At 37.7% G+C, this 15,482-nt stretch carries 14 protein-coding genes; 4 read left to right on the plus strand and 10 right to left on the minus strand.

The annotated features are described in order from the left end of the window. Window positions 1-53: 53 nt before the first annotated feature. The 3 genes from ACFILL_RS04280 to ACFILL_RS04290 form a co-directional block, all read right to left on the minus strand. Window positions 54-962, minus strand: a complete 909-nt coding sequence (locus tag ACFILL_RS04280) for a 4-(cytidine 5'-diphospho)-2-C-methyl-D-erythritol kinase (RefSeq protein WP_273790406.1) — start codon at window positions 960-962, stop codon at window positions 54-56. Between the two features lie 237 nt (window positions 963-1,199). After that, a complete protein-coding gene (locus ACFILL_RS04285) occupies window positions 1,200-2,048 on the minus strand; it encodes a S49 family peptidase (protein WP_273790405.1) in 849 nt (282 codons plus the stop codon). A gap of 191 nt (window positions 2,049-2,239) precedes the next feature. After that, window positions 2,240-3,028: a tRNA1(Val) (adenine(37)-N6)-methyltransferase gene (locus ACFILL_RS04290; protein WP_375631021.1), complete on the minus strand. Its 789-nt coding sequence runs from the start codon at window positions 3,026-3,028 to the stop codon at window positions 2,240-2,242. 179 nt (window positions 3,029-3,207) lie between these two features. On the opposite strand from ACFILL_RS04290, the gene ACFILL_RS04295 reads away from it, so the two are divergent. The 4 genes from ACFILL_RS04295 to glyS all read left to right on the plus strand — a co-directional run bounded on the left by ACFILL_RS04295 (window position 3,208) and on the right by glyS (window position 9,330). Further along, window positions 3,208-4,284, plus strand: coding sequence for a polyprenyl synthetase family protein (locus ACFILL_RS04295; RefSeq protein WP_375643346.1), 1,077 nt, complete (start codon window positions 3,208-3,210; stop codon window positions 4,282-4,284). A gap of 95 nt (window positions 4,285-4,379) precedes the next feature. Further along, the gene (locus ACFILL_RS04300; protein WP_273790402.1) at window positions 4,380-6,074 is read left to right on the plus strand and encodes a tetratricopeptide repeat protein; all 1,695 of its coding nucleotides are present in this window, start codon (window positions 4,380-4,382) and stop codon (window positions 6,072-6,074) included. A 92-nt stretch (window positions 6,075-6,166) separates the two neighbouring features. Continuing rightward, the gene (locus ACFILL_RS04305; RefSeq protein WP_375631019.1) at window positions 6,167-7,108 is read left to right on the plus strand and encodes a glycine--tRNA ligase subunit alpha; all 942 of its coding nucleotides are present in this window, start codon (window positions 6,167-6,169) and stop codon (window positions 7,106-7,108) included. Then, window positions 7,108-9,330, plus strand: a complete 2,223-nt coding sequence (gene glyS / locus ACFILL_RS04310; RefSeq protein ID WP_375643345.1) for a glycine--tRNA ligase subunit beta — start codon at window positions 7,108-7,110, stop codon at window positions 9,328-9,330. Before ACFILL_RS04305 ends, glyS begins: the two co-directional genes overlap by 1 nt. Window positions 9,331-9,453: 123 nt before the next feature. Here glyS and ACFILL_RS04315 read toward each other — a convergent pair whose 3' ends face one another. The 7 genes from ACFILL_RS04315 to ACFILL_RS04345 form a co-directional block, all read right to left on the minus strand. Beyond that, entirely contained in the window at window positions 9,454-9,948 is a 495-nt protein-coding gene (locus tag ACFILL_RS04315) for a F0F1 ATP synthase subunit B (protein WP_273790399.1), read from the minus strand. Between the two features lie 11 nt (window positions 9,949-9,959). After that, entirely contained in the window at window positions 9,960-10,526 is a 567-nt protein-coding gene (locus ACFILL_RS04320) for a F0F1 ATP synthase subunit B (RefSeq protein ID WP_273790398.1), read from the minus strand. 143 nt (window positions 10,527-10,669) lie between these two features. Beyond that, window positions 10,670-10,900: a F0F1 ATP synthase subunit C gene (locus ACFILL_RS04325; protein WP_005773968.1), complete on the minus strand. Its 231-nt coding sequence runs from the start codon at window positions 10,898-10,900 to the stop codon at window positions 10,670-10,672. Window positions 10,901-10,955: 55 nt separating this feature from the next. After that, window positions 10,956-11,714 (minus strand): F0F1 ATP synthase subunit A, encoded by a 759-nt coding sequence (locus tag ACFILL_RS04330; protein WP_273790444.1) that lies wholly within the window; start codon window positions 11,712-11,714, stop codon window positions 10,956-10,958. A gap of 7 nt (window positions 11,715-11,721) precedes the next feature. Continuing rightward, window positions 11,722-12,153: an AtpZ/AtpI family protein gene (locus tag ACFILL_RS04335; protein ID WP_375631017.1), complete on the minus strand. Its 432-nt coding sequence runs from the start codon at window positions 12,151-12,153 to the stop codon at window positions 11,722-11,724. A 1,038-nt stretch (window positions 12,154-13,191) separates the two neighbouring features. Further along, window positions 13,192-14,616 carry a ribosome biogenesis GTPase Der gene (gene der, locus ACFILL_RS04340; protein ID WP_273790396.1) on the minus strand — a complete coding sequence of 475 codons (1,425 nt, stop codon included), beginning with the start codon at window positions 14,614-14,616 and terminating at the stop codon, window positions 13,192-13,194. Window positions 14,617-14,620: 4 nt separating this feature from the next. Further along, window positions 14,621-15,292, minus strand: coding sequence for a tetratricopeptide repeat protein (locus tag ACFILL_RS04345; protein ID WP_273790395.1), 672 nt, complete (start codon window positions 15,290-15,292; stop codon window positions 14,621-14,623). Window positions 15,293-15,482 lie beyond the last annotated feature (190 nt).

Raw genomic sequence — 15,482 nt, forward strand, 5'->3', positions numbered from 1 at the left:
TTTCATTATGTATAATAAAATCATGATGAAATAAAAGCTTTTATATTTATTTATCAAATATTTCCTAAAGTCATGATAGGTTTTACAAACCAATTTGGGTGCATTGATTTGATAAAAAGAGCTGCTTGTTGCGCCGTTTGTTTATTTTTAAAAATGCCAAAGCAAGTTGCTCCCGTTCCAGACATACGGGAAAAAAGAGCTCCACATTCATCTAATATAGATAACACTTCAGCTAACTGAGGTGCTATTTTTAATGCAGGAGAAAAAAGATCATTACGCGTTTCTTGTAAAGCTTTAACCAATGAATCAACACTTTTTAAAGCGTCTGTATTAATTTTTAAAGAAGGATTATGACGCTTCTCTAACGCTTTAAAAACAGTTGGTGTTGAAATCTCTTGTCCATGATTAACCAATACTATTGCAAGAGAACAGGCTCCTTTTATTTGTATCATCTCTTGACCAATTCCTTTGACCAAAAGCGGCTGCTGATATTCTAATGCACAAAGGCACATGGGAACATCAGCACCAAGAACTAAGCTCTTTTTTGCTAATTCTTCGTAAGGGCAATCAAGATTCCACTGTTGACGCAACATGCTGATAACCCCAGCTGCATCACCTGAGCCGCCACCAATGCCTGAAGCAACAGGTAATGTTTTTACAAGCCGAAAAAAAGCAGGTTGAGCACATTCCGGAAAAGTCTTATGCATAAAGTCCCGTGCGCGAATAACCAAATTGTCTAAATGAGAAACAAGTCCTTTTGCAAACGGCCCCGTCAAAACAAACTGATTATTTTCACAAGGTGCATAGTGTAGACAATCACCGCTAAGACTAAAATAAACCAAACTTTCTATTAAATGATACCCATCAGCACGTTGCCCCACAACATGTAGAGCTAAATTCAATTTAATAGGTGTAAATAAATAGGAATGTCTTTGGAACGAAGCTTGTACATTTGGCATCATATGACGTAATATTAACCTGTATAGGGTTCTTTTACAAATTCCCCCCTTTTATCCACACTTTTAGCACTAGCACTATAAACAGCTTGGAATATTCTTAATCGTTTTCTAAAAAACAATAAATATAAAGAGTTCTCATACAAAACAAACGACATGTTCTCATTCGTATCATTTCAAGCCTTTTTTCTTCTAGCATCTGTTTTTAGATAAAAATCTCTCTGGCTTGAATGATCCTTTCCATCACAAACCATAACGCTGCCAAAGTGCTCGCTCTTCTGCTGCCATCAATGCACTATCAATGACTGTATAAACCGTATGTGCCGTCACTCCTGAAGGCGTTTTAGGTCCTAAAAAACTTTTTGGAGGCGTAATAAGTCGAAGTTTTGCATCATTACCAAAGCGCTCTTTAATAACAGAACGTACATCATTCAATCCATCAACAAGACCAAGCTCAACGCTTTGTTTTCCACTCCAAAACATTCCTGTAAAGAGATTCGAATCATCTGATAATTTTTCAGCACGCCGTTCTTTAACCAAATCGATAAAAGTTTGATGCACTTCAAGTTGGAGAGATTTCAAATGCTCAATATCCGCCTTTTTTTCTGGCTGAAATGGATCTAATGTAACTTTGTTCTTTCCTGCTGTGTAGACACGCCGTTCGATACCAATTTTTTTCAAAAGTTCCGGAAAACCAAAGGAAGCTGAAACCACTCCAATGGAACCAACAATTGAAGAAGGATCTGCAAAAATTTCATCCCCCGCACAAGCAATCATATAACCACCGGATGCTGCAATATCTTCAATAAACACAAGAACCTTTTTATTTTTTTCTTCTGCCAAATCACGAATACGCTTGAAGATAAAACGCGACTGTACAGGTGAACCACCAGGAGAATTAATAATAAGTGCAACAGCCGGTGACTTTTTGTGTCCGAAAGCCTTCTCTAAAAGATTTGCACACCTACTGAGGGAAAGAGTACGAGATATAGACGCTGATGAATCCATAATTGCTCCTTGAAGGCGCACCACAGGAATTTCAAGTTTATCGGAAGAAAAACGGCGTGGAATAAAACTTTTAATAAAATCCATCAAAACAAAATCTCCTTATAAATTAAGAACAATTAAATAGGAAAGGACAACAAAAAGGAAGAACGCGATAATATCCAAAAGCGCCAATCAATCCCCACATTACAAGCAGAAATATAACTTCACCCAAAGTCAAACCTCCCTAATAACAAAGTTTGGACTCTAAATAATAAACTAAAAAACACAAGATACTATTAGAAAAGTTCCCACAAGCTTATATATCCATTATTAATTGCATCAACCCGTGGTGAAAAAGTATGGTCATTACCTTCATGTATAACCAATGCCGGCAAAACAGATAAAGCTGCTCTGCTTCCTCGTTTTGCGTAAAATAAAAGACGAATTGCTGCTGTTTTCGCACGTGCATGCACAGGAATTATACAAATACCACCAAAACGCCCTTCTAAAGCACGCAAGATATCTGTCAGCGATTGTGGACGCGCAATGAGCCCTAAGTATCCACCTGGCTTAACAATGGCTGCTGCACTCCGCAACCAGTTATCAAACATCGCTTCAGACATAACATGTGCTTCAGATTTTTGTTTATCAGGTGTCTTACGATCGGTGGGATTATTAAAAGGTGGATTCATAATCGCAAAATCAAAGCTATTATCTATCAAACCTGCTCTTATACGGGCATTCCCTTTGAAGGTAACATCTGCTTCTAGCAAACAAATTCGGCTAGCAAATTGTTTATTTTGTTTTAGCATAAGCGTTTTTTGAGCGTAAGATACCATAAAAGCTGAACGTTCAACTAAGGTAACATGAACTTTCAGACAACGCGAAGCAACAGCCAACCCTGCAGCTCCAGCACCTGCCCCTAAATCAACAACCTTGCCCTTTAAATCACTTGGAACCAAACTAGCTAATAACATCGCATCCATTCCAGAACGATGACCATATTTATGGGGTTGAACCAAATAAAATTTTCCGCGGTGAAAACTGTCAATTGTTTCACCAATTTGATTCGCTGCTTTATTCATTTAAAAGCCTAATGTTCATCTTTATAAACTGCATTTTTGCCATTCAGCTGCTATTTTAAATTTTTTATTATTTCATAACAATAAGATTACACTCGCTAAAGAACATTTCTTGCCAATAACATTCCAAGCTAACACTTTTAAACGACATCAAAAGCTTGAGTAAAAACCAAACCCCCTTTATGCTAATGAATAAAGTAATTTTTATATATGTCCATTGCAATACTCTAGGAGTAAACACATTGAGTGCAGCTATCAAACTAAAACAAATAAGAAATAATCAAATTTCTCTTCAATCTCTTGTCAATCTTACTCAAAAAGATATGGATTGCGTAAATCAATTTATTCTCTCTATGGCAAAATCAGAGGTTGAGATGATCCCTGAAATTTCTAACCATCTTATTTCATCAGGTGGAAAGCGATTACGCCCAATGATTACGCTCGCTTCTGCTCATATGTTCGGTTATCAAAGTGACGGGCATATAAAACTCGCAACAGCTGTTGAATTTATGCATACAGCAACATTACTACACGATGATGTGATTGACGAAAGTAATTTACGACGTGGAAAATCTACAGCACGGATGATTTGGGGGAATCAAGCAAGTGTACTTGTTGGTGATTTCCTATTGGGCCAGGCCTTTAAAATGATGGTCGATGTCGGTTCCATAGAAGCGCTCTCTGTCCTAGCCAACGCTGCTGCAATTATTGCTGAAGGAGAAGTTATGCAACTTTCTGCCGCAAAAAATATAAAAACCAGCCCTTCAGAATATCTCAAAATCATCAATGCAAAAACAGCAGCACTTTTTTCAGCAGCCGCTGAAGTAGGACCCATTATTGCTGGCTATGGAAATAACGAGCGTTCTTCATTACGTGAATATGGAACATCCTTAGGTTTAGCTTTCCAATTAATTGATGATGCACTTGACTATAGCGGTAGTGCTCAAAACTTAGGAAAAAATATAGGGGATGATTTTAGAGAAGGAAAAATCACAATGCCTGTTATTCTCGCATATGAGCGTGGGAATATGGCAGAAAAAGATTTCTGGAAAAAAGCGCTTGAAGATGGCAATAATAATGATGAATCCTTTGCACACGCGCAACACTTAATGGAAAAGTATGATAGTATCATAGATACAATAGAACAAGCACGCATCTATGGAAAATATGCAATTGATGCTCTTGTTCCCATGAATGAAAATCTTGCTTACAATGCTCTCGTTGAGACTGTTGAATTTTGTATTTCACGCGTAAACTGAATTCTTTGCAAGAATCGCAGTATTTCTCAACAAAGTAATGAGATATGATTTATAAACAACACCATCAATTGATTATCTTGAAAAGGATTAGCTCCATGTGCTCTGCAACGGTATCTCGACTTTTTGCCCTTTTTATCGTGGGTATCATGCTGATGCCATCCCCCACCTACAGTAAAATAAGTGCAGCAACTCATACAAGCTCATTTACAGGTGCTTATTTAGCTGGAAGGGTTGCAAATCATGAAAATAAAACAGAACTTGCTATCAATTATTTTAAACAAGCACTGGTTTATCAACCTGATAACATTGAAACACAAAAAGAGCTCCTTGAAGCTATGCTCTCGGTCGGAAACTTTAAAGAAGCTGTCCAACAAGCCCAAAAACTCAAAGAGAACGATGTTATAACTCCCTTTGTTTCCTTAACTTTGTCAGTAGAAAGTCTCATCAAAAAAGACTATAAGAATGCCAAGACTCTTCTCCAATTAAAAGAACTTCCTACGTCCAATAATCCAATACCTGAACTCATCGGCGCTTGGATTACATTTGGATCTGGACAAAAATCTCAAGCAATCGCTGATCTTAAGAAACTCAAAGGTCCTGTCTGGTATGACCTTTTTATATCTTATCATCTAGCACTTATGAGCGACCTTGCAGAACGGCCAAAGGATGCAAAAAAATATTTCATTAAAGCACTGAGTAACAAACAGGGAACTCTTATCGCTCCTAATACTTATGAGCGTATTATCATAGCCTATGCCTCATTCCAATTGCGCCATAGTATGCGCAACCAAGCTCTTCAAACAATCCAGCATGGCGAACAAATGTTGTCAGGTCGCGAAGTCCTTAAAAACTTTCGAGAAAAAATTGAAAAAAATGCTTTCTTAGAGAGAGTTATTAAAACACCTCAACAAGGAGCAGCCGAGGTATTATATAATTTTGGAACAGCCCTCAACTACAAAAACTCAGGGCGAATTGCACGTATTTTTAAGCAATTATCTTTCGCATTATACCCTCAAAATGACGCAACACTGTTTCAGCTCGCACACATTTCTGCTAAATTGAACGATCCACATCAAGCAATTAAACTTTATCGCGCTTTATCCCCTAAATCTCCTTATTATAAAGATGGACAACTTCATCTTGCATTCCTTCTTGCCAATAACAACAATTACAAAGAAGCAATAAAATTACTCACATTGTTAAATAAAAAATTTCCCAATGATCGTAATATTTTGATAACGCTCGTTGCTTTTTATATGCAGGACAATAAATTTCTTGAGGCCATTAAAACTCTAGACTACGCTATTACAAAGATAAAAAACTTTCAGCAGGACGATTGGAAACTCTTTTATCAACGTGGTATTGCTTTTGAACGTTTAAAGCAATGGCCAAAAGCAGAAATTGACTTGCGAAAATCACTTGAATTTTTCCCAAACCAACCGCAAGTTCTTAATTATTTAGCCTATTCCCTTGTGGAACGTGGTGAGAAGCTTGAAGAATCGCTCCGTATGCTGCAAAAAGCTTCTGCTTTGCAAGCTCACAACAGTCATATTCTCGATTCTTTAGGATGGGCTTATTATAAACTAAAAGAATATAATAAAGCAGTGCAAATATTAGAAAATGCTGTCAGATTACAACCTGAGGACCCAACACTGAATGATCATTTAGGGGATGCCTATTGGAAAGTTGGACGTAAACGTGAAGCAATCTTTCAATGGAACCACGCAATTGACGGAAAACCAGAAAATTCTGAACAAATTCAAGAAAAGTTGAAATTTGGTTTGCAATAAATGATGCTTAACCATAAACCACATGAAATAATAAATAGAGAAACTAAAATTACTTTGGTTTTTTGTTTAGTCCAATATAAAGAGTATAAAGCGTGAAACTGCCTGAACATCTTAACCCCAAACGTTCTTTTCAGGGACTAATCTTAACTTTGCAAAATTATTGGGCACACTATGGATGTGCAATTTTGCAACCTTACGATATGGAAGTCGGAGCTGGGACTTTTCATCCAGCAACAACATTACGCTCTCTAGGTCCACGCCCTTGGAAAGTTGCTTATGTCCAACCCTCTCGACGTCCAACAGATGGCCGATATGGTAAGAATCCAAATCGTTTACAACACTATTATCAATTCCAAGTGCTTCTCAAACCCTCTCCGCTCAATCTACAAGAACTTTATATAAAGTCGCTACAAGCTATCGGGCTTGATACAAAACTGCATGATATTCGCTTTGTTGAAGATGATTGGGAAAGTCCCACTCTTGGTGCTTGGGGGCTCGGATGGGAATGCTGGTGCGATGGAATGGAAGTCTCTCAGTTTACTTATTTTCAACAAGTGTGCGGCATTGAATGCGCTCCAGTTTCAGGGGAACTCACATACGGTCTTGAGCGTCTAGCGATGTATATCCAAGGGGTTGATAACGTCTATGACCTTAACTTTAATGGTTTGGAGGGAGACAACAAAATAAGTTATAGAGATATTTTTTTACAGGCAGAACAGGAATACTCATATTATAATTTTGAATTTGCTGATACAAAACTGCTCCATCAGCACTTTATCGATGCAGAACGCGAATGCAGCGCACTTCTTGATGCTGGAAAACCAAATAAAGAAAATGTATTCCATCGCTGTGTTTTTCCTGCCTATGATCAATGTATTAAAGCGAGCCATATCTTTAACCTTTTGCAAGCACGTGGCGTTATTTCTGTAACCGAACGACAAAATTACATTCTTCGCGTTCGTAATCTCGCGCGCCGTTGTGGGGAAGCCTTCTTACTCACAGAAGCTGGACAAATATACACTGGAGAAGCCTAATGTCTGATCTTCTTCTTGAACTTTTCAGTGAAGAAATCCCCGCACGTATGCAACGAAAAGCTGCTGCTGATCTTAAAAAATCTGTTACAGATCAACTTGTGAATGCTGGATTGATCTATGAAGCTGCTCGTGAATATTGGACACCTCGTCGGCTAACATTGGACATACGCGGACTTTCCACACGCTCAAAAGATATCCATGAAGAACGCAAAGGTCCCAGTATAAAATCACCACAGCATGTAATTGATGGTTTTCTACGTGCAACAGGATTAAACGATATTTCTGAAGCGCATATTGGACATGATGATAAAAAAGGTCATTTTTATATTGCTAAAATTGTTAAAAAAGGTCGAGCAGCAGAAGAAATTATTGCCGATATTTTACCGGATATTATCCGCAACTTTCCGTGGCCGAAATCTATGCGTTGGGGAAAAGATTCAGCACAAAGTGGTACTTTGAAGTGGATTCGACCTTTACAAAACATTCTTTGTATTTTCGGACCAGAAATTGGTGAAACACATGTTATTCCATTTACAATTGGTTCTCTTAAAAGCAATAATTTAACTTATGGTCATCGTTTCTTAAGTGATGGAAAGCCATTTCAAGTGCGCCGCTTTGATGATTATGTTACTCAACTTGAAACTCATAAAGTCATTCTGGATGCCGAGAGACGAAAGAATATTATTTTAGCTGATGCCCAAAATCTCTGCTTTGCAAACGGTTTAGAACTGGTTCAAGATAATCCTCTCCTAGAAGAAGTTGCTGCTCTTGTTGAATGGCCTGTTATCCTGATGGGTGATTTTGAAAAATCATTCCTTGATATTCCTCCAGAAATTATTCGCTTGACCATTCGAGCCAATCAAAAATGTTTTGTCACCCGTAAACAAGGAGAAAACGTAAAACTTTCTCATCATTTTATTCTCGTTTCTAATATTCTTGCAAATGATGAAGGCAAAGAAATTTCGAAAGGAAATAGTAAGGTTGTCCGTGCCCGTCTTTCCGATGCACTTCATTTTTGGCAAACTGATCAGCGTGATTTGCCTGATCTTCAACAATTGGAATCTTCTATAAAAAAATTTGAACTTGATATAAAAAAACCTCTCGATCAAAGAATGGCGCGACTTGATCATTTGAATGTAACTTTTCATGCTAAATTGGGTACGCAAGGTGCAAGGGTAGAACGCATTGCTACACTCGCACAAGAAATTGCCCCTTTGATACAAACAGATCCTCTTTTAGCAAAACGTGCAGCCATCCTTGCAAAAGCTGATTTGCAAACAGAAATTGTCGGAGAATTTCCTGAACTACAAGGTGTTATGGGGAAAAAATACGCCCTTCTTCAAGGGGAAAATCCTCGCGTAGCTGTAGCAATCGAAGACCATTATAAACCTCAAGGTCCAACAGATCGTCTTCCACAAGAACCACTTGCTATAACCGTTATGCTCGCCGACAAAATTGACATGCTCGTTGGCTTTTGGCTCATTAATGAAAAACCAACCGGCTCAAAAGATCCCTATGCGTTAAGACGAGCAGCATTGGGAATTATTAGGCTTGTACTTTCGCGAGATTGGAAAATCAATCTTATGCCACTGTTTCAGTTAGCAACGAATCTTTTCTTACAACAAAAAAACAAACATGAAATCTCTCAAAGAGAAAATTCACAATTGCAGAATCTGCTTCCAGAAAAAACAGAATATATTTTATCAGATCTGTTATTCTTTTTTCATGACCGTTTGAAAATCTATCTAAAAGAGGAAGGCGCTCGTTACGATGCCCTTGAAGCCGTTTTAAATAAAGATTCTGATGATTTTTTATTGGTTGCACGTCGTGTCGAATCGCTTATCGCTTTTATCAATACCCATGATGGAATGAACTTTGTAGCCTCTGTAAAACGTACTGCCAATATTCTTGAAAATGAATTTCAAAAAAGCACAACAATAGCGAATGAAATTAATCCTGAGCTCTTTATCGAGAAAGAAGAAAAGCAGCTCTATCATGCAATCTGTGAAGTAGAAAGAAAGGTTCTTGCTCCCATCAATGCAACAAATTTATCATTTGCACTCAGTGTGCTAGCGCCACTTGGAAAATTGATTGATATATTTTTTGAAAAAGTATTGGTGAATGATAAAAAACCTGATGTTCGTGCTAACCGTCTTGCTCTTCTCAAACGCACTCACATTGTTACACAATCAGTTGCAGACTTCTCAAAACTTGTCATTTAAAATCAAAGAGCCTATTAACTGGTAAAAACAATAAAGATAAATTTTTCTTTTTTATGACTTTTATTAATTAATACTGAGAAAATTATGCAACCAAAGAGAGTGTTCTTTATCTCTCAAATATCATTAATTAAGATATGTTTTCATTTTGATAAACGATTCTTTCTCAAGAGACTCTTTAATAAGTTCATCTGCCTTGTTAGAATCTATTTCCCTTGCAATAAGGGTACGTGCTGTAGAAATTGCCAAATCAATAGCCGATGAAGAAACCATGCGTATTGCATCCGCTTCTGCTTGAGCGATTTTTTGTTCTGCCAATTTATTACGGTTTTTTACATATTCTTCTGCTTTTGCACGGGCCTCAGCAATAATAGATTCAACTTCATGCTTTGCTGCTGCAACAATTTCTTGCGCATCTTTTTCTGCTTCTGCATGTTTGCGTTGATATTCAGCTAATATTTCCTGTGCCTCTTCACGAAGACGCAGAGCCTCATCCAGTTCATCTTTGATACGCTTCGCACGCGCATCAAGATGGTGTATAACCCTTTGTGGAATTTGGAAATAGACTAAAAGAGCCAAAAAAAGAACTAACCCAACAAATGCCCAAAAAGTATCAGTCATCTTTGTCTTCCTCAATAATCCGCAGTTTTAACAACTGAACGAACAGCCTCTTTGCTAATATCAACGTCAATCAATTTTTTCACAATTTCAAGAGCTACTTCTTCAGCGATAGAACCAACATTTTGCATCGCTTTATCCCGAATTTTTGCTATCTGTTTTTCAGCATCTGCGAGTTTTTTCTCTAAACTCTCTTCAATTTCTTTCCGTTCAAGCTCTGCCTTTTCTTTTAATTCTTCACTAGCTACCTGCGCTATAGCCTGCGCATTCAAACGCGCTTCTGCTAATTTCCGCTCATAAGTTTCAACGACAATGTCTGCTTCCTGCTTCATGCGCATTGCCTGATCTAAATCAGATGCGATTCGATCTCGCCGTGTTTCAATAACACCACCAATACGTGGTACAATTACACGAGAGATAAAAAGATAAAAAAGACCGAAAGAAATTGCCAACCAGAAAAAATGCGAACCAAAATGCACAAAATCAAAAGGCGGAAACACACGATTTGCATGCTCTGCCACCTTTTTAATATGTTCTATCGACGTTTCAGTGTTCTGTGCATAAGCGCTTGAAACAAACATCTTCTTTCATCCTTTAAATAGCTTAGTTAAAGCCCTCTATAACCGATGATAACTGACTGACATCTCTCTGGCATCTCTCTGGTTAAGAGCTAAAAGGGTAAATCTTTCCTCATGCAAGAACAGATATACCCTTTTGATGATGATCAAACCCCAAAAAGAAGTAATAAAGCAATGAGCAATGAAAAAATTCCCAAAGCTTCTGTTACAGCAAAACCAAAGACGAGACGTCCAAACTGACTATCTGCTGCTGATGGATTTCGTAATGCACCAGAAAGATAGCTACCAAAAATATTACCAAGTCCTAAAGCTGTTCCAGCCATACCAAAGCAAGCAAGACCAGCGCCAATATATTTTGCTGCAAGCACCATTTCCATGTTATTCTCCTTTAAAGCGAAATTGCATTATTCGACGGAATAACCGCCAGTTTTATTAATGTCCTGGATGAATTGCATCATTAAGATACATACAAGTTAAAACCGTAAAGACGTAAGCCTGAAGGAATGCGACCAAAAACTCAAGTGCAGTAATTGCTACAGTCATAATAAGCGGTAAAACCGAACCACCCACACCTACGAGTCCTACCCCAATCATTGAAACAACAAACCCAGAAAACACTTTAAGCGTAATATGACCAGCAAGCATATTCGCAAAAAGACGAAGAGAAAGACTAATTGGACGGGAGAGAAAAGAAATAACCTCAATCATTGTCACCAGAGGCAAAACCACAACAGGAACTCCACTGGGAACGAACAGTTTCAAAAAACTGACCCCATGCTTATAAAAGCCATAACCAATCACCGTCAAAATCACCACCATTGCTAACGAAAACGTGATCATGATTTGAGATGTAACCGTATAAAAATAAGGAAAGAGACCAATAAAGTTAGCAACTAAAATAAAAGTAAACAGAGAAAAAACTAAAGGGAAAAACTGCATCCCCTGCACACCAGATGATTCCCGCAGAGTCGATGCTACAAATTCATATGCCATTTCCGAAAGAGACTGCATCCGCGTTGGAACCAATCCACGACTCGATGACGAAATGAAGAGAAAAATAGAAGTTACAACAACCGTAAGGACTGTAAACAATGATACATTTGTAAACGATAAATCCATATTTCCTATGGAAATCTTAATCAGCCTTGAAACCTCAAACTGATGAATAGGATCTGGAGCGTGCGTTGTCACTTCAACCTCATTTATCGGACCTCTCATTGGCCCCTTTATCTTGTTTTTGGCGCAATGCGCCTTTTTTTCCTAATTGACTGGAGGAAACATACCCCACAGACCGAAGAATACTCAATACACCAGCAGCAAACCCAAAGAAGAGAAAAAATACTAATCCCCAAGGCCATGAACCTGCTAACTTATCAAACCCCAACCCCAAAACAATACCAACTATAACACTTGCCAGAAACTCACTGGAAAGCTTAATTGCGCCTGCCATCCTTCCTTGTGATTTTTCCCGCTTATTCTTATGCTCCCGCTTCTTTAATGCTTGCTTGCGCACTAAAGCTACGCTTAAATTCCTACTACGACATTCCAAATCCTCTGAATGAAGACACTCTCCTTGCTTTTCCTCTTCAGCCTCCTTACGGCTCATAACGGGTTTCTCGCCCATCGCCATCATTGGCTCCTTAATTAAAAAGCAACGTAAGAATACATTTCATAAAACCGTGTGCATCATATTGTTCCCGAATTTATTCGTCAAGATACTAAAAAAATCTATCACAAGTTATCGTATAAATTTTATTGCAGAAATAACGTATTTTTCAATTTACATGCTTTCTTTAAAAGATATTCTGAGCACCTAAATCGATTTCACGACAGCACCCGTGAATGTATAACAAAAGTTCCCGTGAATAATATAAAACTCATAGAACAACCATTTTTACGCTTAACGAAAGGTGTCAACTGATACCATCTTATTTTCCGGCTCCCAATGTTATATCAATCCTAGTTTTGAAAGAGAACATAGAAAGCTAAAAAACAGTATGAGAGCGTTAGTTTACACCTTTTATTCAAATAAACTTGCACTTTTTATTTTATGAAAATAATAATCAATGGTTTCTATATGATCCTATTCGCAAAGTATTTTACATATGCCATTACAGGCCCCATCACGAAATGAGCTTGAGGGTATTAAGAGAAGTTCCTTTAAATACAAGATATTAATAAATCTAAAATTTCAAATAGATTAAGCCAATAGAACACAATAAAATTTAAATACGATTACCATACCACTTTATACAATTTTAATCCACTTTTATGAACTTCGCTCTTTACAATTGAATATCGGTAGATTTAGCAAGTATTTTTGCTTTTTATTCAGACAAAACTATCGTAAGCAAAAGCGCTTATTCATAATCTTTATTTTTATGAAACGATAATCTAATACTGCTTTTCACACAAGCATCATAATTATATTCCCCTACCCTCATATTGCATCTATTCTTGCACTTAAATAACCCATTAAGAGGATTATGTACTCTTTCTTAAATACTCCCTATCACACTCTTCTCATGACATGCAAATAAATGATCATCAATAAAATTAAAACTTTAGCAAATAAAATTTTAATTTTATGAAAAGAAAGATCATTGAAAAAACTTACTTTTAAGATTCTTAAGTATAGATTTCATTCACTCAAAAAATTAAAGAGTTATCATTTCTTCTTGGAACGTGTCGCAAAAGGATTATCAGAGGCTCGTAATGATATGCGAACGGGTATACCAGACATATCAAATGTTTCACGTAACCCATTGACAAGATAACGCAAATACGACTGTGGCATACTTTTGGGACGCGAGCAAGAAATCATAAATCCAGGAGGACGCGTCTTAACCTGTGTGATGTATTTAACCTTAAGTCGACGTCCAGAAACCGCAGGAGGTGGATGATGTGCCACAACAGTTCCAAGCCATTGGTTCAATTTAGCCGTCGAAATGCGACGATTCCATACACGGTGCATCATCATGACATTTTCCATCAGTTTATCAATCCCTTGACCATATTGTCCTGATAAAGGAACGGCTCTCAAACCACGAACTTGAGGAAGAAATCGAGCACATTTTTCATGCAAATCAATCAATGTAGTCTGACTGTTTTCAATAAGGTCCCACTTATTGAAAGCAATAACTGGAACACGCCCTTCACGAATCACAAGATCAGCAATTTGTAAATCCTGCTTTTCAAAAGGTATCGTTGCATCAAAAACAATGACCACCACTTCTGCAAAACGAATAGCACGCAAAGTATCTGCAACAGATAGTTTTTCTAATTTTTCTTGAATTCTCGATTTTCGACGTAAACCCGCAGTATCAAAAAGTTTAATATGACGACCACGCCATTCCCAATCTACAGAAATAGAATCACGCGTGAGTCCTGCTTCTGGTCCTGTTAACAATCGCTCTTGTTTCAACATACTATTAATAAGAGTGGATTTTCCTGTATTGGGACGCCCCGCAATCGCAATCCTAATGGGCTTACTTTCATCGTAAATAAGCTCCTCTTCTTCCAAATCCTTTACATCATCACCAACAGATGCAGGCTGTATCATCCTATTTTCTTCTTTGTTGTTGCCAAAAGCATGCTCTGACCCAACAGCATCTATAATTGCATCACGCAGATCACTAAGTCCCAAACCATGTTCAGCCGATATTGGGCACGGCTCTCCCAAACCTAATGACCACGCCTCATACTCTCCTCCTGTTGCCGCTCTTGACTCAGACTTATTGGCAACAAGCACAATTGGCTTTCCTGATTTGCGAACCAATGAAGAAAAATTTAAATCACTTGGTGTTATTCCGCTCTTTGCATCAAATACAAATAAAATAAGATCCGCTTCATCAATTGCAACTTTTGTATGAGAACGCATACGCCCCTCGAGTGTATGATCACCTGCTTCTTCCAGCCCAGCCGTATCAATCACATCAAAACGTAGATCTTGAAGTTTTGCCGCATGAATACGCCGATCACGTGTTACACCAGGCTTATCATCAACCAAAGCCAATTTTTGCCCAACCAAACGATTAAATAGTGTCGACTTCCCAACATTGGGACGACCAATGATAGCAATGGTAAGGCTCATCGATTTATTCCTTATTTGCCTTGCCCTCAGCTTGTATAAGCTCAAGCATCATTCGAGCCCGATCTGTTATTTTTGAACCCAAAGCACCTTCTTCAGAATTTTTTTTAAAATAATAAACCGCCTCATCCATTTTATCCGCCTTATAGGCAGCTAAGCCTAAAGCTTCTCTTGCAGACATACGCATAGGATCGGTATCACTTGCCATATCTTTGATGCGCTTTTCAACATCAGCTAATGTCCCTGTATCAACCAGAATATAAGCCGCCCGAATTTTTGCAACTTTCTGCAAAATCTGCGGTGCTTTCTCATCCGCTGCAATAGAATCAAAGATCTCCACTGACTTAATAATATCACCTTTCTCCATGAGTAAAGAAGCCTCACGTAAACGAGCAAGAAAAGGATACCCCCCAAAATGAGAGGTTTTAACAGTTTCTAATTGCTTTATCGCTTTATCGAAATCACGTGTATTCGCAAGATCAAGACTCTTTACAAATGCATCACCAATATAACCAGCTTTCTTTATTTGCGTATGATGATAAACTTGATAAGCAACTATCATGAATATAAAAAGAATAACTGCTCCAATAATTGAAAAACCATACCGTCTCCAAAAAGCAAGCGCCTTTTCCTGACGAAATTCTGCATTCACTTCAGCAATAAAACTATCATACGACATATATCATACCTTGAAAAAAGTTACTTTATCTGTGCTTTTACGCATAAATGGATAAAGATGGTAGTCCTAATTAACTAAAAATCTTTAAATTGCTCGTTTATTTATTTTAAATCAACATGTAGCCAATTCAATCGGATTTTTGCAACAGTCTTAATCGAAAATGATATAAGCACCCTGTTTGTACATATTA

Origin of the sequence: Bartonella sp. AP20NXHL (assembly GCF_042196165.1) — a bacterium.
Classification (GTDB): domain Bacteria; phylum Pseudomonadota; class Alphaproteobacteria; order Rhizobiales; family Rhizobiaceae; genus Bartonella.

What these genes read in the sequence shown, in the direction of transcription:
- ACFILL_RS04280 (WP_273790406.1), bottom strand. Translation starts at nt 962, where the DNA reads ATGATGCCAAATGTACAAGCTTCGTTCCAAAGACATTCCTATTTATTT.
- ACFILL_RS04285 (WP_273790405.1), bottom strand. Translation starts at nt 2,048, where the DNA reads ATGGATTTTATTAAAAGTTTTATTCCACGCCGTTTTTCTTCCGATAAA.
- ACFILL_RS04290 (WP_375631021.1), bottom strand. Translation starts at nt 3,028, where the DNA reads ATGAATAAAGCAGCGAATCAAATTGGTGAAACAATTGACAGTTTTCAC.
- ACFILL_RS04295 (WP_375643346.1), top strand. Translation starts at nt 3,208, where the DNA reads ATGCTAATGAATAAAGTAATTTTTATATATGTCCATTGCAATACTCTA.
- ACFILL_RS04300 (WP_273790402.1), top strand. Translation starts at nt 4,380, where the DNA reads ATGTGCTCTGCAACGGTATCTCGACTTTTTGCCCTTTTTATCGTGGGT.
- glyS (WP_375643345.1), top strand. Translation starts at nt 7,108, where the DNA reads ATGTCTGATCTTCTTCTTGAACTTTTCAGTGAAGAAATCCCCGCACGT.
- ACFILL_RS04315 (WP_273790399.1), bottom strand. Translation starts at nt 9,948, where the DNA reads ATGACTGATACTTTTTGGGCATTTGTTGGGTTAGTTCTTTTTTTGGCT.
- ACFILL_RS04320 (WP_273790398.1), bottom strand. Translation starts at nt 10,526, where the DNA reads ATGTTTGTTTCAAGCGCTTATGCACAGAACACTGAAACGTCGATAGAA.
- ACFILL_RS04325 (WP_005773968.1), bottom strand. Translation starts at nt 10,900, where the DNA reads ATGGAAATGGTGCTTGCAGCAAAATATATTGGCGCTGGTCTTGCTTGC.
- ACFILL_RS04335 (WP_375631017.1), bottom strand. Translation starts at nt 12,153, where the DNA reads ATGGCGATGGGCGAGAAACCCGTTATGAGCCGTAAGGAGGCTGAAGAG.
- der (WP_273790396.1), bottom strand. Translation starts at nt 14,616, where the DNA reads ATGAGCCTTACCATTGCTATCATTGGTCGTCCCAATGTTGGGAAGTCG.
- ACFILL_RS04345 (WP_273790395.1), bottom strand. Translation starts at nt 15,292, where the DNA reads ATGTCGTATGATAGTTTTATTGCTGAAGTGAATGCAGAATTTCGTCAG.